Source organism: Novosphingobium sp. PC22D, from assembly GCF_002556635.1.
Taxonomy (GTDB): Bacteria; Pseudomonadota; Alphaproteobacteria; order Sphingomonadales; family Sphingomonadaceae; genus Novosphingobium.
In genome coordinates this window covers 203,425-220,658 of sequence record NZ_MWMO01000003.1, presented here as the reverse complement: position 1 = coordinate 220,658, position 17,234 = coordinate 203,425, and the positions used below count along the sequence as shown (strand labels likewise).

Genomic DNA, 17,234 nt, shown 5'->3' with positions numbered 1-17,234 from the left:
ACGGCTCCGCACACAGGTTGGCACACCAAATTCGGTGCCCCCTCTGTCTCGGAAGCCTGAGAGCTTTCCCCTGCGCAAATCCCGCGGGGTTACACCGTCGGCGGCCCGTCCGAAGGACGAAGCACTTTCCAGAGCATCGCTATAGACATTGCGCGGTCCTTTTGCCTGAGAGATTCCGGGGCGGTTGCTCCTTCGGCGCCTTTCGATCCGGGCTCGAATCGAAAAGTCTCTCCCGCGCTGTCAGCGATGACCTAACGATGCGGGAGTGCGCATGGCAAGTCAACTGCTGCGGCGCAGCACGCGCGCATTCACCCCCGCCCGCGCCGAAGCACGAGGTGCATCGCGTCGTATTCATGGACGAAGCGGCCGGGCGCCTTTTCGTGCGACAGCGCCAGCACGACGTCCGCCAGCGCGTCGGCGCGCATCGAGCGAAAGCGCCGGCTGCGGCCGTGGAGCGCGAGGTCGAACAGCGGCGCGCCGATCTGCGCGGCGGCCTCGAGCGGACGCCGCTCGCCGCGCGGGCCGAGCAGTAGGCCGGGGCGCAAGATATCGAGCCGTGCGAAACCGAGCTTGCCCAGCGCCGCCTCGGTCTCGCCCTTCACGCGCAGGTAGAAATTGCGGCTGGCGGGATCGGCCCCAACCGAGGAGATCGCGATCATCCTTTCGATGCCTGCCTCACGCGCGGCGCGCGCCGTGGTCAGCACGAGGTCGTGATCCACGCTGCGAAACGCCTCGGCGCTTCCCGCCTTGGCCATGGTCGTGCCCAGCGCGCAGACGAGCACGTCGGCCCGCGCGGTCTCGATCGCGTGCGGCCACTCGCGGGGCTCGGCCACGAGCACTTCCATGCGCGCGCCGACGGGCAGGCTGACTTCCCTTCGCGCGACGGCGACGAGCCGCACGTCCTCACGCCCGACGCACCGCGCGATCAGGCGGCCGCCGACAAGCCCCGTCGCCCCGACGAGGCAGATCCTGCGCGCTGCCGCCTGCGTCATGCGCCGGCAGCATCAGACATGCGAGAGGCTTTCGTGCGAGGAACCGTAGATCGCCTCGTGGCAGTTGAGCGCGAAACGGTCGGTCATGCCGGCGATGTAACAGGCGATATGGCGGCTGCGTCCGGGTTCGTGGCGCGGGAGCGTGTCGATCCACTCGTCCTCGAGCAGCACCGGCTCCTGCGAGTAGGCCGAGTAGAGCTCGGCGACCACCGCGCGCGCGCGCCGCGCGGTCTCGATCTGCATCGGATGGTGGTAGAGCTTCTCGTACATGAAGCGCTTGAAAGAGCGCTCCTTGGCGGCGAGTTCGGGCGAGAACGCCGCGGTCGCCTGCCCGGCGGCGCGAACCGCCTCGACGCTGTCGAGCCCCTCGCAGCGGCTGCGCGTCTCCTCGATCAGGTCGTTGACCATGAACCCGATCTGGCTGCGGATCAGCTCGGCGACCTGCCGGTCGCGCGGGGCGTCGGGATAGCGGCGCTCGACTTCGGCCCAGTGCGCCGCCACGAAAGGCTGCGCGATCAGTTCGTCGAGATCGAGGTAGCCCGCGCGCAGCCCGTCGTCGATGTCGTGGTTGTCGTAGGCGATATCGTCGGACAGCGCCGCGACCTGCGCTTCGAGCGAGGGCCAGGTGCCGAGGTCCAGCGGATAGTCCGCGTCAAGCTCCGCCAGCGCCCAGTTGGGCTCGGTGACCGGCCCGTTGTGCTTGGCCAGGCCCTCGAGCGTCTCCCAGGTCAGGTTGAGCCCCTCGTGCTCGCAATAGGGTGATTCGAGCCGCATCAGCACCTTGAGGCAATGCGCGTTGTGGTCGAACCCGCCGTGCCGGTTGAGCGCGCCGTCGAGCGCGTCTTCCCCGGCGTGCCCGAACGGCGCATGGCCGATGTCGTGCGCCAGTGCCAGGGCTTCGGTCAGATCCTCGTCGAGCCCGAGCACGCGCGCGACGACGCGGGCGATCTGCGCGACTTCGAGGCTGTGCGTGAGGCGCACGCGGTATTGGTCGCCGTCGGGCGCGACGAAGACCTGCGTCTTGTAGCGCAAGCGGCGGAACGCGATCGAGTGGATGATGCGGTCGCGGTCGCGCTGGTAGCAGGAGCGCGGTCCGCGCGAGAGCGCGTTCTCCATGGGAAATTCGCGCCCGCGCGAGCGTTCGGGGTGCGAGGCATACGCGGCATGAGCCAAGTCAGTCTTCTCCCAGGATCCAGTCGACCGCGGCCTCGGCATGGATCTGCGTGCAATCGAAGATCGGCAGCACGTTGGCGTCCACATCGACGATCATTTCGAGCTCGGTGCAGCCCAGCACGATCGCTTCAGCGCCTTCCTGCTCGAGCACGGTGATGATCGACTTGAGTTCGCGCTCCGACTGGCGCGTCGCCTTGCCGAGCATGAGTTCGTCGTAGATGATGCGGTCGAGCGTTTCGACCCGCCCGAGATTGGGCGCAAGCAGTTCGATGTCGCGCGCGATCAGCTTCTGGCGGTAGAACGTGTCGAGCATGACGTTGCGCGTACCGAGCAACGCAGCGCGGCTCGCCCCCTTGGCGACCATCGCCTCGGCGACGCATTCGGCGATATGCAGCACGGGGACCGAGACCGCCTCGGCCACCGTGTCGTAGATCTTGTGCATCGAGTTCGCGCCGATCAGGATCGCGCTCGCGCCCGCGCCTTCGAGGCGCCGGGCCGACTCGCTCAGGACAGTGGCCGCGCGATTCCAGTCCTCGGCGCTCGAAAGCCGCATCAGGTTGTCGCTATCGAGGCTCTCGATGATCATCGGCGCGCTCGCGTGGCGGCCGGCACGGGCCTGCACGCGCCGCTGGATCTGCTCGTAATAGGTTCGTGTCGAAAACCAGCTTAGTCCGCCGATCAGGCCGATCTTCCGCAAGGTCTGGGTCCTTCCATGGAAATGGTGTCGCGAGTTGCGAGCCTCGATTAGCGGACGAATCCCGCCGCGCACAAGGCGGCGGAACTCGCCGTCACCCCGATAAGTTCCGGATCGCCCACCCGCCGGACGATCGCGACGTAGTCCGCGAGCGTGCGCTTTTCGCCTTGCAGCGCCTCGAGCTTGCGCAACTGGCCGATCGAGAGGCGATCGACCATGCGGCTCGCCATGCATTGCGCGTTGCCTTCGGAAAGCCCGGCCTCGACCAGCGCGCCGCGCACTCGCTCCTGCGCGATCTTCTCGACGCAGCCCGCGAGCAGCAGCGCCGCGCCGAGCAGCGGCGCGATTGCCGGTCGCATCAGTCGGCGAGCGCCTTGTTGATTTCCTCGACCATTTTCTTCGCGTCGGACAGCAGCATCATCGTCTGGTCCATGTAGAACACGTCGTTGTCGACGCCGGCATAGCCCACTCCGCCCATCGAGCGCTTGATGAAGAAGACCTGCTTGGCCTTGTCTACGTCGAACACCGGCATGCCGTAGATCGGCGAGGATTTGTCGGTCTTGGCCGCCGGATTGACGACGTCGTTGGCGCCGATGATGAAGGCGACGTCGGCCTGCGCGAACTCGGAATTTATGTCCTCGAGTTCGAACACCTCGTCGTAGGGAACGTTGGCCTCGGCGAGCAGCACGTTCATGTGGCCCGGCATGCGCCCGGCGACCGGGTGGATCGCGTACTTGACGTTGACCCCATGCTCCTTGAGCTGGTCCGCCATCTCGCGCAGCACGTGCTGCGCCTGCGCCACCGCCATGCCGTAGCCCGGGATGATGATGACGGTCTCGGCCTCTTTCATCAGGAAGGCCGCGTCCTCGGCCGAGCCGCGCTTCCACGGGCGGTCGGTCTTGGCCGCGCCCGCATCGCCGCCGCCCGCGTCGGCGCCGAAGCCGCCCGCGATCACCGAGATGAAGGAGCGGTTCATCGCCCGGCACATGATGTAGCTGAGGATCGCGCCCGATGCCCCGACCAGCGCGCCGGTGATGATCATCGCGGTGTTGTGGAGGGTGAAGCCCATCGCCGCCGCGGCCCAGCCCGAGTACGAGTTGAGCATCGAGACGACCACCGGCATGTCCGCGCCGCCGATCGGGATGATCAGGAGGAAGCCGATCGCGAAGGCGAGCGCGACGATCACCCAGAACAGCGGGTTCTCGCCCGGCCCAGCCGCCTCCGAGGCGGCGAAGATCGCCGTGAGCGCAATGATCAGGATCAGCGTGCCCAGGTTGATGACGTGGCGGGCGGGCAGCATGATCGGCGCGCCCGACATGTTGCCGTTGAGCTTGGCGAAGGCGATGACCGAGCCCGAGAAGGTGATCGCGCCGATCGCGGCGCCGAGCGCCATCTCGATCCGGCTGACGGTCAGGATGTTGCCGTCGAGACCCAGGATGTCGAAGGCGCCAGGGTTGAGGAAGGCGGCCATCGCCACCAGCACCGCGGCAAGCCCGACGAGGCTGTGGAACGCGGCGACGAGCTGCGGCATCGCCGTCATCTGGATACGCCGCGCGATGACGAAGCCGATGCCGCCGCCCAGCGCGATCGCGATCAGGATCTGGACCAGCGTCGCAAGGTCATCGGCGGTGGGCTCGGGCAGGAACGCGCCTTCGGGAACCGGAGCCTTGAGCAGCATGGTCGTGAACACGGCGATCGCCATGCCGACCATGCCGAAGCGGTTGCCCTGCCGCGAGGTCGAGGGCGAAGAGAGCCCGCGCAGCGCGAGGATGAAGAACACCCCGGCGACGAGATAGGCGAGCGCCACCCAGGGATTGACCTGGTGCGCGACCTCGGCGGCGATCGCCGGATCGGCCATGATCTCGGGAGCCATGAGCGCCACTACTTGCGCTCCTTCTTCTTGTACATCGCCAGCATGCGCTCGGTCACGGCGAAGCCGCCGAAGATGTTGACGCTCGCCAACACGATACCCGCGAGGCCGAGCCAGCGCGCAGCCGGGCTCTCGCTCGCGGCCGCCGCGACGAGCGCGCCGACGATGATCACCGAGGAGATCGCGTTGGTGACGGCCATCAGCGGCGTGTGCAGCGCGGGCGTGACCGACCAGACGACGTAGTAGCCCACGAAGCAGGCCATGACGAAGATCGAAAGGATCGCGATGAAGTCCATGGCCTTACCCCAGCAGCCTTTCGTTGACGACCTTGCCGCCCTGCGTCAGCCGGATCGCGTCGCCGATTTCGGCGTCGAGCACCGGCTTGCCCGCGTCCTTGTCCCAGAAGGCGGAGAGAAAGTTGAACAGATTGCGCGCGAACAGCGCCGAGGCGTCGGCGGGAAGATGCGCGGGCGTGTTCGAATAACCGATGATCCTGACGCCATGCCTTTCGACGATCTGGTCGGCGACGGTGCCCTCGACGTTGCCCCCTTGCGGCGCGGCAAGATCGAAGATCACGCTTCCCGCCTTCATCGTCGCGATCTGCGCGTCGGAAATGAGGCGCGGCGCCGGGCGGCCCGGGATCAGCGCGGTGGTGATGACGATGTCCTGCTTGGCGATGTGGCTGGAGACCAGCTCGGCCTGCGCCTTCTGGTATTCCTCGCTCATCTCGGTGGCATAGCCGCCCGAGCCCTCGCCCTCGATGCCGGCGACGCTTTCGACGAAGATCGGCTTGGCGCCGAGCGAGAGGATCTGTTCCTTCGTCGCCGAGCGCACGTCGGTCGCCGAAACCTGCGCGCCGAGCCGCCGCGCGGTGGCGATCGCCTGAAGCCCCGCGACGCCGACGCCCATGATGAAGGCCTTGGCGGCGCTGATCGTGCCCGCGGCGGTCATCATCATCGGAAAGGCGCGACCGTAAGTGTCGGCCGCCGCGATCACTGCCTTGTAGCCAGCGAGGTTCGACTGCGAACTGAGGATGTCCATCGACTGCGCGCGCGTGATGCGCGGCATGAACTCCATCGCCAGCGCCTCGTAGCCGCCGGCGGCATAGGCATCGACGCGCTCGCGCTTGCCGAACGGATCGAGCCCGGCGACGATCCACGCACCGGAACTGGCGCCGGCCAGCATCGCGGGGTCGGGCCCCTGCACCCCGAAAACGATGTCCGCACCCGCCACGACTTCGCCGGCGCTGCCCAGCGTGGCCCCGGCGGCGGCATAGTCCTCATCGGAAATCGAAGCGGCCGAGCCCGCGCCCGATTCGACGCAGAGCGTCGCGCCGAGCGCCGTGAGCTTCTTGACCGTCTCGGGCGTGGCCGAAACGCGCGTCTCTCCCGGAGCGCGTTCCTTGAGGACTGCGATCCGGCAGGTTCCGGTCATGCCGGTATCAGGACGCGATCAGGAAAACGACGAAGGCCGCGACGATCACCGAAAGGATCGTCCCCCACTTGAAGAGCGTGAGAAAGCCCTCGTAGGTGCTGTTGGCAGTCTTCATGTCATGGCCGGTAGCCATCGCGTAGTCCCCCCGGTGATGCGGTCTTCGGCGTCTTCTCTAGCCGGGCCCTTCGCGCGGCTCAAGTGCCTAGCCTTAATCGGACCTTTACCCCCCGTCTTTATGCCGGTCTTCCTGACATTCAGGGACCCAAGGACCGCTCGCACGCCATGGCGGATACGGATACTCGTCTGCTAATGCTGATCGACGATGAGCCCGCGCAATCGCGGCTCATCACCGCGCTCGCCTCGCGCGAGGGCTGGCGCACGATCGTCGCGCGCGATGCCGAGACCGCGATCGCCCAGCTCGGCACGCGCCAGGGCATGGCGCTGTCCGCGATCATCCTCGACCAGTGGGTCCCCGGAGACGACGCCTGCGAACTGATCGCCGAGCTCAAGTCGCGCCGCCCCGCCCTGCCCATCCTGATGCTGACATCGAGCACCTCGCCGCTGCTCGCGGTCGAGGCGATGCGCGCCGGAGCCACCGACTACCTCGTCAAGCCGGTCGCGCCCGACCGGCTGATGCAGGCGCTGCGCGCGGCGACCACGCGCGAGGCGCCGCGCGACGAACTGGCGCCGCTGACCGAAAAGCTCATCGCCAACGCCGACTTCGAATCGATGATCGGTGCCGCGCCGAAGTTCCGCAAGGCGCTCGCCGTCGCCGCCAAGGCCGCGCGCGGCCATGCGCCGGTGCTGATCGAGGGCGAGAGCGGAACCGGCAAGGAAATGCTGATCCGCGCGATGCACGCCGCCAGTCCGCGCGCCAAGATGCCGTTGCGGATCGTCAACATCGGCGGCTTTCCGGCGAACTCGATCGAATCGGTGCTGTTCGGGCATGAAAAGGGCGCTTTCGCTGGCGCCTTCGACCGGCAGATCGGAGCGCTCCAGCATTGCGACGGCGCCACCCTGGCGATCGACGAGATCGACCGCCTGCCGGTGAGCGTGCAGGAACGCCTGCTTGAATCGCTGCGCAAGAACGGCGTCCGGCCGATCGGTGCGCGGCACAGCTTCCGCGTCGACGTGCGCGTGCTCGCGGCCAGCAACATGCCGCTGCGCGAGCTGGTCGACGCCGGGCTGTTCCTGCCCGAACTCCACGAGGCGCTGGCCCCGGTGACCGTCGAGCTGCCGCCGCTGCGCGAGCGCACCGGCGACATCTCGCCGCTCTCGCGTTTCTTCCTCGCGCGCATCGGCGAGCAGCCGGGCCTGCGCGAACTCGGCATCACCGACGGCGCGCTCTCGCTGCTCGCCGCCTACGACTGGCCGGGAAACGTGCGCCAGCTTCAGGCGGTGCTGTTCCGCGCCGCGGTGTTCTGCGACGGCGACGCGTTGACCTCGGAAGACTTTCCACAGCTTCTCGACATCCTGGGCACAGACCAGTCCACAGGGTTGTCCACAAGCCGGCACGAGGATGCGGGCGTGATGCTCTACACTGCCGACGGCAACCTGCGCCCGCTGGAGGAGATCGAGGCCGACGTGATCCGTTTGGCGATCGGCCTCTACCGGGGGCGGATGACCGAAGTGGCGCGGCGGCTCGGCATCGGCCGCTCGACGCTCTACCGCAAGCTCTCCGAACTCGGCATCGACAACGCCGCCTGACGGCGCGCCGGCACGACAAGGGCGGCGCGGCCTGCCCGGCCCGCCGCCGCCCTTGCGTGATCGGGAACGGGATCAGTCGCCGACGTAGACCTCGCCGACCGGATAACCCTTCTTCTGCATCTTCTTGACGTAATCGACGCGCTCATCCTTGAGTTCGCCGGCATATTCGTCCCAGGCGTCGCGCTTATCCTCGGTGTCGCTCGCGCGCTTGAGGTCACTGGCGAGTTCCTTCCTGGCCTCGCCGACGTTGCTGCGGTAGTTGAACCACCACTGGTTCTCGATTCCGGCGATCGGATAGCGGATGATCCGCGTTTCCTCGGAATGGGCGAGCTGCTCCTCGTAGAGCATCGGAATGGCCATGGCCGTCGCGGGCGCGAGCGCCAGAGCGGCAACGGCGATACGTGCGGACTTGGTGATGTTGCGGGTCATTTGGGTTCCCCTTCTCAACGTGACGCAAGGCCCGATTGCCTGCGTTCGGAAGGCTCAACGAGGAACCGGGCAAATGCCTCCCGCCAATCCGTCGAGCCGTTCCGCGCGGCGGGCAGGCTGCGCCGATAGCGCCACTTTTTTACATAATTTTCAGGTGGTTAATCTAGCAGACAGCTTCGATCAGAGCGCCGGAAGCTGGCTGAAATCGGTCAGAGCCGCGTCCCGCATGCCGCGCCAGACGCGCACCGCCTGCACCGTCTGCGCCACGTCGTGCACGCGCAGGAGGTGCACTCCTGCCTCGACCGCCTTGAGCGCCAGCGTGAGCGAACCGCCGAGCCGCTCGTGCGCGGGAGCCTCGTTGGCGAGCGCCCCGATCAGGCGCTTGCGGCTAGCACCGACGAGCAGCGGCTGGCCCAGCGCATGGAACATCGGCAGCGCATTCATCAGCGCGAGATTCTCGGAAACCGTCTTGCCGAAGCCGATGCCCGGATCGAGCACGATCCGCTCGCGCGCGATCCCGGCGGCGATCGCGATGTCACGCCGCTCGCGCAGCCAGTCGAACACATCGGTCACGACATCGCCGTAGCCGGGGCCGTCGTGGAGCGCGTCGCCCTCGCCCGGCGCGTGCATCAGCACGACCGGTACACCGGTCGCCGCCGCCAGTTCGAGGCTGCGCGGGTCGTAGCGCAAGGCGGAGACGTCGTTGAGGACATGCGCGCCCGCGCCGAGCGCGGCCTCCATCACCGCCGCGCGGCGCGTATCGACGCTGATGGCCGCGCCCGTCGCGGCAAGATGCTCGACCATGGGAACGACGCGCTGAATCTCGTCGCCCTCCCAAACCGCCGCCGCCCCGGGACGAGTCGATTCCCCACCCACGTCGATGATCGCCGCGCCCGCTTCGAGCATGGCCGCAGCATGCGCGCGCCCGACGTCGGGCCGATCGAGGAACTCACCGCCGTCGGAGAAGCTGTCGGGCGTGAGGTTGAGAATGCCCATGACCTGCGGCTGGTCCAGACGGATTACCCGTTCGCCGCACGTCAACGGGGCGTGAACCATGCGAAGGGCCGCCCATTGTGCCTCCGCTTCGGCGCCCAGCGCATCGCGCAGGCCAGCGATGGCATCGGCCATCTCGCAGGCCGCGACGCGCTCGCGCGAGACGACGCGGCCACCTTCGCGCACGATCAGCGCGAAACGGCTCGCCCAGACCATCGCGCCGCCTAGGCGAATCGCCTCGCCCTCCTCGCACTGCGGGCTGTCGACGAGTGCGATCGGCCGGATATAGACGGACTGGCTCATCTGCGCCGCGGCGATCTCACGGTTCGGTGGCGAGCAGGTAGAGCTGGCGGATCGCGTCGATCGGCTTGACCTGGCCCTCGTGCTCAAGGTGCCAGAAGGTCCAGCCGTTGCAGGCCGAAGCCCCCTGCACTTTCGCGCCGACGCCGTGGATCGAACCGTCGATCCCATCGGCCAGAAGCGAGCCGTCGGCGCGCACGGTCGCGCGGTACTTGCCCTTCTTGGCGGTAAGCTCGGTGCCGGGCGCGATCAGGCCGGTTTCCACCAGCACTCCGAAGGCCACCTTAGGCGCGGACTTGCGGCTCTGCATCGTGGTGAGCGCGCTTTCATCGAGCGGCAGCGCCATCTCGATCCGCTCGCGCGCCGCCGCACGGTAAGCCTCCTCGCGCTCGCAGCCGATCCATTCGCGGCCCAGCCGCCGCGCGACCGCGCCGGTCGTGCCCGTGCCGAAGAAGGGATCGAGCACCACGTCGCCCTTGTTGGTCGTCGCCAGCATCACGCGATAGAGCAGCGCCTCGGGCTTCTGCGTGGGATGAACCTTCGCGCCGTCCTTCCTGAGCCGTTCCTGTCCCGCGCAGATCGGCAGCACCCAGTCCGAGCGCATCTGCAACTCGTCGTTGAGCGTCTTCATCGCGCGGTAATTGAAGGTATAGCGCGCCTTCTCGCCTAGCGAGGCCCAGATCAGCGTCTCGTGGGCGTTGGTGAAGCGCGTCCCCTTGAAGTTGGGCATCGGGTTGGCCTTGCGCCAGACGATGTCGTTGAGGATCCAGAAGCCCATGTCCTGGAGCGTCGCGCCGACGCGGAAGATGTTGTGATAGCTGCCGATCACCCAGAGTGAGCCGTTGGGCTTGAGCACCCGGCGCGCCTCTGCGAGCCATGCCCGGGTGAAGGCGTCGTAGGTGGCGAAGCTGTCGAACTTGTCCCACTCGTCGTTGACGGCGTCGACCTGGCTGCCGTCGGGCCGTTCGAGGTCGCCGCCGAGCTGGAGGTTGTAGGGCGGATCGGCGAAGACCATGTCGACGCAGGCGTCGGGCAGGCCGCGCATCGCCTCGACGCAGTCGCCATCGAGAATCTGTCCGAGCGGCAGCACCGCGCGCGTCACCTGCGCCGCCCGGCGCTCCTTCAACATCACCTCGGCCATGACCGCTCCGACTTGCCCCTGAATTCCCTAGGGTGAGTCTTCGGCGACTCGCCGTCAAGCCGCGACTCGCCGGGAATCCTGACGTTTCATGGTTTAGGGGAGGTTAAGACGGCAAGAACGGAACGAGTCCGACACAAGATGTGGCATGCGCCCCCGAAGAGCGCCACCATATCTGGATGCGGAGTCGAGCGGATTCGGCCCGAAAATATTTTCAGCGCGCGGCGAAGTCCGGATCGATCCCGGTCATCTCGACCGACACCTTCCAGAGCCGCTCTGCCAGGGCATCTTCGCGCGAGGCCTTGCTGCGCGGCGAGAGGCCGGAATCCCCGCGCGTGCCGCGAAAGCCTCTCGGTCCGTAATAGCCGCCCGGCTGCGCCCCGGAATCGGTCGCCGCCTGCAGCGCGGGCCAGGCTCCCTGCGCCGGCGTGTTGAGCAGCAGATTGACGATCGGCCAGGTCGCGCGCGCGATCCACGGCAAGTGGCGCACCAGTTCGGTGGCCGCGACACCGGGATGGCATGCCATCGCGCTCACCGGCGAGCCCGCCGCGCGCAGCCTGCGATCGAGTTCGTGCGCGAACAGCAGGTTCATCAGCTTGCTGTCCGAATAGCGCTTGCCCCGCTCGTAGCTCCGGTGCGCGTCGAGATCGTCCCATTTGATGTCGCCGCTCCAGTGCGCGAGGCTCGCCGTCACGACGACGCGCGCGCCCGGCGACTGCGTTAGTTTGGGCAGCAGCAGTCCGGTCAGCGCGAAGGTGCCGAGATGGTTCACGCCGAACTGCAATTCGTGACCCTGCGCGGTTCGCGTCAGCGGCGGAAACATGACTCCGGCGTTGTTGAGCAGCACGTCGAGGCGCGGTTCGTCCGCGATCTGGGCGGCGCAGGCGCGCACGCTTTCGAGATCGGCCTGGTCGAGCGCCACGAAGGCGAGGTCGGCCGCAGGCACCTCCCGCCGGATCGCGTCCATTGCCGCGCTTGCCCGGTCCTCGCTGCGGCAGGCGAGCAGCACACGCGCATGCCGCGCGGCAAGCACCTTGGCGGCCTCGAAGCCGATGCCGGTGTTCGCCCCGGTCACCATCACGCACTTGCCCGCAAGGTCGGGCACATCGGCGGCGGTGAAGCCCTTCATAGCGCCATCTCAAGTTGCGCGACCGGCGCGAAGCTGCGGCGATGCCAGGGTGTGGGTCCGTGTTCGCGCAGCGCCGCGAGATGCTCGGGCGTGCCGTAGCCCGCGTTGCGCTCCCAGCCATAGTGCGGGTGCGCCAGCGCAAGCTCGCGCATCAGGCGGTCGCGGTGTTCCTTGGCGATGATAGAGGCGGCCGAGATGCACGGCTCCACGGCATCACCGCCGACGATCGCGCGCGCCTTCCAGCGCCACTCCGGACGCCGGCCCGCCGGAGTCAGGTTGCCGTCGACCCGCACTTCCAGCGGATCGCAGCCGAGTTGCTCGCACAGCGACGAGACCGCCAGGGTCATCGCCAGCATGGTCGCGCCGAAGATGTTGAGCCGGTCGATCTCGTCGACGTCGACCACGCCGACCGCCCATGTGCAGCGGCGCTTGATCGTCGCCTCGAGCTGCGCGCGGCGTTCGCGCGTGAGCTTCTTGGAATCGTCGAGCCCGGCGGGCCGGGGCTTGCACAGCACGACCGCACCGGCCACGACCGGTCCGGCCAGCGGACCGCGTCCGGCTTCGTCAACGCCGACGATGATACCGTTGACACCATCGGCGGCGATCTGCGTTAGGAGGACCATGACAACTCTTCGCTTCCTCACTCTCGTATCGCCTCTCGCTCTCGGTCTCGCAAGTTGCGGCGAGGCCGCATCCGGGGAAAACGCTCGGGAAACCGGCTCCGGAGCCCCCTTCACGATCGAGGTCGTGCAGCAGTTCGACGAGCCCTGGGCCATGGATTTCGACGAGGGCACCGGCACGCTTTTCGTCACCGAGATGAAGGGCCGCCTGCGCTTCATGAGGCCCGACGGCACCATGGGCACCGTTTCCGGCGTGCCCGAGGTCGATTACGGCGGACAAGGCGGTTTGGGCGATTTCGTCTTCGCGCCCGGCCAGACGAGCGACACGCTCGACCGCCGCACCGTCTACCTGAGCTGGGCCGAGGCGGGCGACGGAAACACGCGCGGCGCGGCGGTCGGCCGCGCGAATCTCGTGTGCGCGGAACCGGACGCCTGCGCCCTCGAGGATCTCGAGGTGATCTGGCGCCAGCAGCCCAAGGTCACCGGGCGCGGCCACTATTCGCATCGCATCGCCTTCTCGCCCGACAGGCAGCACCTGTTCATCTCGTCGGGCGAGCGCCAGAAAATGAGCCCGGCGCAGGATATGACCAACAACCTGGGAACGATCGTGCGGCTCGATCCGGACGGGACACCCGCCGCCGGCAACCCGATGGCGGACAAACCCGCGCCGACCAACCAGATCTGGTCCTACGGCCATCGCAACGTGCTCGGCCTCGCGTTCGATCCAGCGGGGCGCTTGTGGGATCTCGAGCACGGCCCGCGCGGCGGCGATGAACTCAACCTCGTCGAGCCGGGCCGCAACTACGGCTGGCCGCTGGTCTCGAACGGCGTCCACTACGACGGCGAGGCGATCCCCGACCATTCGACGCGTCCCGACCTCGCCGCGCCCGCGATAAGCTGGGACCCGGTGATCGCACCGGGCGATTTCATCTTCTACACCGGCGACGCCTTCCCCGAATGGAAGGGCGAGGCGGTGATCGCGGCGATGAAGCCGGCAGGCATCGTGCGCGTCGCGATCGAGGGCACCAGCGCCCGCGAAGTGGCTCGCTATCCCACCGAACACCGAATCCGCGAGATCGAGCAGGGACCGGACGGCGCGATCTGGCTGCTCGAGGACGGCGAGGAGCGCGGCGCGAGCCGATTGCTCAAAATGGTCCCGACCGGACGGTAAACGCCATCGACAACGGCGCGCGCAGCCCCTATCGGCGCGCCGGCTATGTCCGAAGCCGCGATCATCCCGCTCGATAACGTCGATCCCGTGCTGGTCGAGCAATTGCTCGATCGCGCCTTCGAACCCGAGCGCGGCCAGCGAACCGCCTACAAGGTCCGCGAAGGCATGGACTGGCTGCCCGGCCTCAGCTTCGCCGTGCTCGACGCGCACGACCAGCTCGCAGGGACGATCCAGTGCTGGCCGGTCGCGCTCACCGACGATGCCGGAAAGCCGCATCCGATGATCATGGTCGGCCCCGTCGCGGTGCTGCCCGAGTTGCAGGAGCAGGGCTACGGCAAGGCGCTGATGTCCGCCACGCTCGCCTGCATCGCGCCCGGCGCGCCGCTGCCGCAAGTTCTGATCGGCGATGCCGACTACTACGGCCGCTTCTGGGGCTTCAGCGCGGCGCCGACCGGAGGCTGGTCGCTTCCCGGTCCCTGGGACCCGGCCCGGCTGCTGGTGCGCTGCGACAACCCGGGCGTTCTGCCCCGCGAGGGCATGCTGGGGCCTTGGCGCGGCTGAGCCGATCTGGCATCGCGATCCGATGCCTTACGAGCCTCCCCCCGAGCTTGCCGGCCTCTCGCTGGCCGAGATCGCCGATCTCGTCACCGCGCGCAAACTGCCGCCGCTCGACCAGTGGTCGCCCGAACACGTGGGCGACAGCGAGATGCGGATCGCGGCGGACGGCCGCTGGTTCCATCAGGGCAGCGAGATCCGCCGCGCGGCGATGGTGCGCGCCTTCGCTTCGCTGCTGCTGCGCGACGCCGACGGGCAGCACTGGCTGGTGACGCCGACCCAGAAGCTCGCGATCGCGGTCGACGACGCCGCCTTCATTGCCACCGACGTGCGGCAGGACGGCGACGCGCTCGCATTCCGGCTCAACACCGACGATCTCGTCATCGCCGGCCCCGAGCATCCGATCCGCGCGGCCGGCGATCGCGAGACCCCCGCGATCTACGTCGCCGTGCGCCACGGCACCGAGGCGCGGCTCAACCGCAGCACATGGGCGCAGCTCGCCGAGATCGCGCTGGCCGGAAGCGGCGCTTCGGTCACGAGCCAGGGCGTGGAATTCTCGCTGACCCCGGCATGAGCATGCTTTTCGATCACGTCTTCCGCAAATACGAAACCGGGCACGCGGCGGCCCCGCAGGCCCTTTGGATCGACCCGCGTATCCACGAGATCGAGAGCTTCATCCCCGCCGCCGTGCTCGTCACCATCGTCGAGCGCGAGCGGCCGGGCATGCTGTTCCTCCACCGCCCCTCGAACATGCGGGCCCATGCCGGGCAGATCGCCTTTCCGGGCGGCCGCGTCGATCCCGGCGAGGACGCGGTCACCGCCGCGCTGCGCGAGGCCTGGGAGGAACTGGGCATCGACCGCGCGGCGGTGCGCGTCGTGGGCGAGAGCGATCGCTACCGCACCGGCTCGGGCTACGAGATCACGCCGGTGATCGGCGTCGTCTCGCCCGACATCGAGATCCGGCCGAACCCCGCCGAAGTCGCGCAGTGGTTCGAGGCGCCGGTGGACTTCGTGCTCGATCCGGCGAACCAGCAGATCAAGTCGATCGAGTGGGAAGACCGCACGCACAACTTCGTCGAGATCGACTGGGAGGGCCACCAGATCTGGGGTGTGACCGGCGCGATCCTCCACAACCTCGCCGGACGGCTCAAATGGCATGACTAGCTTGCTGCCCGAAGCCGACTGGACTCGCCGCGAGGACCTGGCCGCGCTCGTTGGCGCGCTCGGCGAGGGCAACGCGCGCTACGTCGGCGGCGCCGTCCGCGACACGCTGCTCGGCTTGCCGGTCAAGGATATCGACATCGCCACGCGCCTGCTGCCCGACGCGGTGATCGCACGCCTCGACGAGGCCGGGATCAAGAGCGTGCCGACCGGGATCGCGCATGGCACTGTGACCGCCGTCCTCGCCGGCGGTGCGGTCGAGATCACCACGCTGCGGCGTGACGTTTCGACCGACGGGCGCCATGCCACGGTCGCCTTTGCCGAGGACTGGCGCGAGGACGCCGCGCGGCGCGACTTCACCATCAACGCGCTCTTCGCCGACCCGGCGAGCCGCGAGATCTTCGACTGGTTCGGCGGCCTCGCCGATCTCGAAAGCCGCACCGTTCGCTTCATCGGCGACCCGCGCGAACGCATCCGCGAGGACCACTTGCGCATCCTGCGATACTTCAGGTTTCAGGCAAGATTCGGTTCACAACCTGCTGATGATGCATCTGAAAAGGCTTGCGCCGAACTGGCCGATACGCTGAAGGGCCTCTCGCGCGAGCGCATCGGCATGGAGACGATGAACCTGCTCGGCCTGCCCGATCCCGCGCCGACCGTGGCGCGCATGGCGCAGCTCGGCGTGCTCGCGGTGATCCTGCCCGAGGCCGATCCCGGAGCGCTTGCCGCGTTGGTGGCGCAGGAACACCGCCAGAAGGTCGCGCCCGATGCGTTGCGTCGCCTTGCCGCGCTGCTGCCGCCCGACGTCCCGCTCGCCGAGCAGGTCGCCGCGCGCTTCCGGCTCTCGGGCGCGCAGAAGAAGCGGCTCGCGCTGGCGGCAGCGCGCGAAGGCCACGCCGACGCCGCAAGACCGCTGGCATACCGCATCGGCCGCGAAGCCGCGCTCGACCGGCTCCTGATCGCGGGCGCCGACATCGCCCCGCTCGAAGGCTGGGACGTGCCCCAACTGCCCTTGCGAGGCGGCGAGATCGTCGCGCGCGGCGTCGGTGCGGGGCCCGAGGTCGCCCGCGTGCTGCGCGCGATCGAGGAGCGCTGGATTGCCGAGGGCTTCCCCGGCCGCAAACGCGTCGAGCAACTGCTCAACGAAGCGGTGGCGCGCTGATCCCGGTCAGCCCAGCGCAAGCATTGGTGTGCTAGAAAGGCGGGAAATGGACAGTTCCAGCTTTTCCGACCTTGTCGATTTCCTGCGCATGCAGCCGCTGCTCACGCTCGCCATCGCGGCGATCTTTCTGACGACGCTCGGCGGCATGATCCGCCGCTCCGCGCCGATGGCGGGCGGTTTCGTGCGCGGTGTCGGCAACCTCGGCCTGCTGGCCGCGCTGCTGCTCACGATCGCGCAAGTCACGCGCTTCACCACCGGCAACGACTTCGCGCTGCCGCAGCTCGACATGCCCGCCCAGGTCGTCGAGGGCGGCGAGACGCGCGTGCCGATGGACCGCGACGGCCATTTCTGGATCCGCGCCACGGTGAACGGCGTGGAACAGCGCTTCCTCGTCGATACCGGCGCGACGCTCACCGCGATCTCGCCGCGCACCGCGACGCAGGCGGGCGTGCCGCAACGCCAGTTTCCGCAGGCGGTCAACATGCGCACGGCAAACGGCAACATCCGCGCCGAACTCGCCACGATCGACGAGCTGCGCTTCGGCAACGTCGTCGCCCGCGGGCTCGACGCGGTCGTCGCGCCGGGGCTCGGCGACACCAACGTGATCGGCATGAACCTGCTCTCGCGCCTCGCGGCGTGGCGGGTGGAGGACAACACGCTGATCCTCGTGCCCAATCACCCGCAGCCGGTGACGGAGAGCTAGACG

The 17,234-nt window shown here is 68.3% G+C and carries 19 protein-coding genes, 1 pseudogene and 2 riboswitches; of the genes and pseudogenes, 7 read left to right on the top strand and 13 right to left on the bottom strand.

Going from position 1 to position 17,234, the window contains the following annotated elements:
- Positions 1–33: 33 nt before the first annotated feature.
- Positions 34–142, bottom strand: a riboswitch (glycine riboswitch).
- A 1-nt stretch (position 143) separates the two neighbouring features.
- Positions 144–245, bottom strand: a riboswitch (glycine riboswitch).
- Between the two features lie 63 nt (positions 246–308).
- The 8 genes and pseudogenes from B2G71_RS07710 to B2G71_RS07675 form a co-directional block, all read right to left on the bottom strand.
- Complete coding sequence (locus B2G71_RS07710; RefSeq protein WP_098105162.1) at positions 309–992, bottom strand: NAD(P)H-binding protein; 684 nt, start codon at positions 990–992, stop codon at positions 309–311.
- Between the two features lie 12 nt (positions 993–1,004).
- On the bottom strand, positions 1,005–2,165 hold the full coding sequence (locus tag B2G71_RS07705) for a deoxyguanosinetriphosphate triphosphohydrolase (protein WP_098105161.1): 1,161 nt from the start codon (positions 2,163–2,165) through the stop codon (positions 1,005–1,007).
- Position 2,166: 1 nt separating this feature from the next.
- Positions 2,167–2,862, bottom strand: a complete 696-nt coding sequence (locus tag B2G71_RS07700; RefSeq protein WP_098105160.1) for an amino acid racemase — start codon at positions 2,860–2,862, stop codon at positions 2,167–2,169.
- 47 nt (positions 2,863–2,909) lie between these two features.
- Positions 2,910–3,218, bottom strand: a complete 309-nt coding sequence (locus tag B2G71_RS07695; RefSeq protein WP_240530045.1) for a hypothetical protein — start codon at positions 3,216–3,218, stop codon at positions 2,910–2,912.
- Positions 3,218–4,732: an NAD(P)(+) transhydrogenase (Re/Si-specific) subunit beta gene (locus B2G71_RS07690; protein WP_098105289.1), complete on the bottom strand. Its 1,515-nt coding sequence runs from the start codon at positions 4,730–4,732 to the stop codon at positions 3,218–3,220. The genes B2G71_RS07695 and B2G71_RS07690 overlap by 1 nt, the downstream gene beginning before the upstream one ends.
- Before the next feature lie 8 nt (positions 4,733–4,740).
- Positions 4,741–5,025, bottom strand: coding sequence for an NAD(P) transhydrogenase subunit alpha (locus tag B2G71_RS07685; RefSeq protein WP_098105159.1), 285 nt, complete (start codon positions 5,023–5,025; stop codon positions 4,741–4,743).
- 4 nt (positions 5,026–5,029) lie between these two features.
- Complete coding sequence (locus B2G71_RS07680; RefSeq protein WP_098105158.1) at positions 5,030–6,163, bottom strand: NAD(P) transhydrogenase subunit alpha; 1,134 nt, start codon at positions 6,161–6,163, stop codon at positions 5,030–5,032.
- A gap of 7 nt (positions 6,164–6,170) precedes the next feature.
- Positions 6,171–6,305, bottom strand: a pseudogene (locus B2G71_RS07675) (aa3-type cytochrome c oxidase subunit IV); the annotation flags it as partial.
- A gap of 140 nt (positions 6,306–6,445) precedes the next feature.
- Here B2G71_RS07675 and B2G71_RS07670 point away from each other — a divergent pair.
- Positions 6,446–7,870, top strand: a complete 1,425-nt coding sequence (locus tag B2G71_RS07670) for a sigma-54 dependent transcriptional regulator (RefSeq protein ID WP_098105156.1) — start codon at positions 6,446–6,448, stop codon at positions 7,868–7,870.
- Positions 7,871–7,942: 72 nt separating this feature from the next.
- On the opposite strand, the gene B2G71_RS07665 is transcribed toward B2G71_RS07670, so the two are convergent.
- The 5 genes from B2G71_RS07665 to B2G71_RS07645 all read right to left on the bottom strand — a co-directional run bounded on the left by B2G71_RS07665 (position 7,943) and on the right by B2G71_RS07645 (position 12,482).
- The gene (locus B2G71_RS07665) at positions 7,943–8,299 is read right to left on the bottom strand and encodes a hypothetical protein (RefSeq protein WP_098105155.1); all 357 of its coding nucleotides are present in this window, start codon (positions 8,297–8,299) and stop codon (positions 7,943–7,945) included.
- Positions 8,300–8,479: 180 nt separating this feature from the next.
- Positions 8,480–9,595 (bottom strand): dihydropteroate synthase, encoded by a 1,116-nt coding sequence (gene folP / locus B2G71_RS07660; RefSeq protein ID WP_098105154.1) that lies wholly within the window; start codon positions 9,593–9,595, stop codon positions 8,480–8,482.
- Positions 9,596–9,611: 16 nt separating this feature from the next.
- A complete protein-coding gene (locus tag B2G71_RS07655) occupies positions 9,612–10,733 on the bottom strand; it encodes a site-specific DNA-methyltransferase (RefSeq protein WP_098105153.1) in 1,122 nt (373 codons plus the stop codon).
- Positions 10,734–10,944: 211 nt separating this feature from the next.
- Positions 10,945–11,859 carry an oxidoreductase gene (locus B2G71_RS07650; protein ID WP_098105152.1) on the bottom strand — a complete coding sequence of 305 codons (915 nt, stop codon included), beginning with the start codon at positions 11,857–11,859 and terminating at the stop codon, positions 10,945–10,947.
- On the bottom strand, positions 11,856–12,482 hold the full coding sequence (locus B2G71_RS07645) for a ribonuclease HII (RefSeq protein ID WP_098105151.1): 627 nt from the start codon (positions 12,480–12,482) through the stop codon (positions 11,856–11,858). The genes B2G71_RS07650 and B2G71_RS07645 overlap by 4 nt, the downstream gene beginning before the upstream one ends.
- Between B2G71_RS07645 and B2G71_RS07640 the strand changes: the two genes are divergently transcribed.
- From B2G71_RS07640 to B2G71_RS07615, 6 genes are read left to right on the top strand one after another with little or no spacing between them, the layout of a single operon-like run.
- Positions 12,481–13,650, top strand: coding sequence for a PQQ-dependent sugar dehydrogenase (locus tag B2G71_RS07640; protein WP_098105150.1), 1,170 nt, complete (start codon positions 12,481–12,483; stop codon positions 13,648–13,650). The two genes, B2G71_RS07645 and B2G71_RS07640, sit on opposite strands and share 2 nt — an antisense overlap.
- A gap of 45 nt (positions 13,651–13,695) precedes the next feature.
- Positions 13,696–14,211: an N-acetyltransferase gene (locus B2G71_RS07635; RefSeq protein ID WP_098105149.1), complete on the top strand. Its 516-nt coding sequence runs from the start codon at positions 13,696–13,698 to the stop codon at positions 14,209–14,211.
- A 22-nt stretch (positions 14,212–14,233) separates the two neighbouring features.
- A complete protein-coding gene (locus B2G71_RS07630; RefSeq protein WP_098105148.1) occupies positions 14,234–14,779 on the top strand; it encodes a DUF1285 domain-containing protein in 546 nt (181 codons plus the stop codon).
- Positions 14,776–15,369 (top strand): CoA pyrophosphatase, encoded by a 594-nt coding sequence (locus B2G71_RS07625; protein WP_098105147.1) that lies wholly within the window; start codon positions 14,776–14,778, stop codon positions 15,367–15,369. The genes B2G71_RS07630 and B2G71_RS07625 overlap by 4 nt, the downstream gene beginning before the upstream one ends.
- On the top strand, positions 15,362–16,528 hold the full coding sequence (locus tag B2G71_RS07620; protein ID WP_098105146.1) for a CCA tRNA nucleotidyltransferase: 1,167 nt from the start codon (positions 15,362–15,364) through the stop codon (positions 16,526–16,528). Before B2G71_RS07625 ends, B2G71_RS07620 begins: the two co-directional genes overlap by 8 nt.
- A 46-nt stretch (positions 16,529–16,574) precedes the next feature.
- Complete coding sequence (locus B2G71_RS07615; RefSeq protein ID WP_098105145.1) at positions 16,575–17,231, top strand: TIGR02281 family clan AA aspartic protease; 657 nt, start codon at positions 16,575–16,577, stop codon at positions 17,229–17,231.
- Positions 17,232–17,234: the final 3 nt, after the last annotated feature.

Excerpts from the sequence above, each read along its gene's own strand:
- B2G71_RS07710 (WP_098105162.1), bottom strand. The coding sequence starts at position 992 with ATGACGCAGGCGGCAGCGCGCAGGATCTGCCTCGTCGGGGCGACGGGG.
- B2G71_RS07695 (WP_240530045.1), bottom strand. The coding sequence starts at position 3,218 with ATGCGACCGGCAATCGCGCCGCTGCTCGGCGCGGCGCTGCTGCTCGCG.
- B2G71_RS07690 (WP_098105289.1), bottom strand. The coding sequence starts at position 4,732 with ATGGCTCCCGAGATCATGGCCGATCCGGCGATCGCCGCCGAGGTCGCG.
- B2G71_RS07685 (WP_098105159.1), bottom strand. The coding sequence starts at position 5,025 with ATGGACTTCATCGCGATCCTTTCGATCTTCGTCATGGCCTGCTTCGTG.
- B2G71_RS07680 (WP_098105158.1), bottom strand. The coding sequence starts at position 6,163 with ATGACCGGAACCTGCCGGATCGCAGTCCTCAAGGAACGCGCTCCGGGA.
- B2G71_RS07670 (WP_098105156.1), top strand. The coding sequence starts at position 6,446 with ATGGCGGATACGGATACTCGTCTGCTAATGCTGATCGACGATGAGCCC.
- B2G71_RS07665 (WP_098105155.1), bottom strand. The coding sequence starts at position 8,299 with ATGACCCGCAACATCACCAAGTCCGCACGTATCGCCGTTGCCGCTCTG.
- folP (WP_098105154.1), bottom strand. The coding sequence starts at position 9,595 with ATGAGCCAGTCCGTCTATATCCGGCCGATCGCACTCGTCGACAGCCCG.
- B2G71_RS07655 (WP_098105153.1), bottom strand. The coding sequence starts at position 10,733 with ATGGCCGAGGTGATGTTGAAGGAGCGCCGGGCGGCGCAGGTGACGCGC.
- B2G71_RS07650 (WP_098105152.1), bottom strand. The coding sequence starts at position 11,859 with ATGAAGGGCTTCACCGCCGCCGATGTGCCCGACCTTGCGGGCAAGTGC.
- B2G71_RS07640 (WP_098105150.1), top strand. The coding sequence starts at position 12,481 with ATGACAACTCTTCGCTTCCTCACTCTCGTATCGCCTCTCGCTCTCGGT.
- B2G71_RS07645 (WP_098105151.1), bottom strand. The coding sequence starts at position 12,482 with ATGGTCCTCCTAACGCAGATCGCCGCCGATGGTGTCAACGGTATCATC.
- B2G71_RS07635 (WP_098105149.1), top strand. The coding sequence starts at position 13,696 with ATGTCCGAAGCCGCGATCATCCCGCTCGATAACGTCGATCCCGTGCTG.
- B2G71_RS07630 (WP_098105148.1), top strand. The coding sequence starts at position 14,234 with ATGCCTTACGAGCCTCCCCCCGAGCTTGCCGGCCTCTCGCTGGCCGAG.
- B2G71_RS07625 (WP_098105147.1), top strand. The coding sequence starts at position 14,776 with ATGAGCATGCTTTTCGATCACGTCTTCCGCAAATACGAAACCGGGCAC.
- B2G71_RS07620 (WP_098105146.1), top strand. The coding sequence starts at position 15,362 with ATGACTAGCTTGCTGCCCGAAGCCGACTGGACTCGCCGCGAGGACCTG.
- B2G71_RS07615 (WP_098105145.1), top strand. The coding sequence starts at position 16,575 with ATGGACAGTTCCAGCTTTTCCGACCTTGTCGATTTCCTGCGCATGCAG.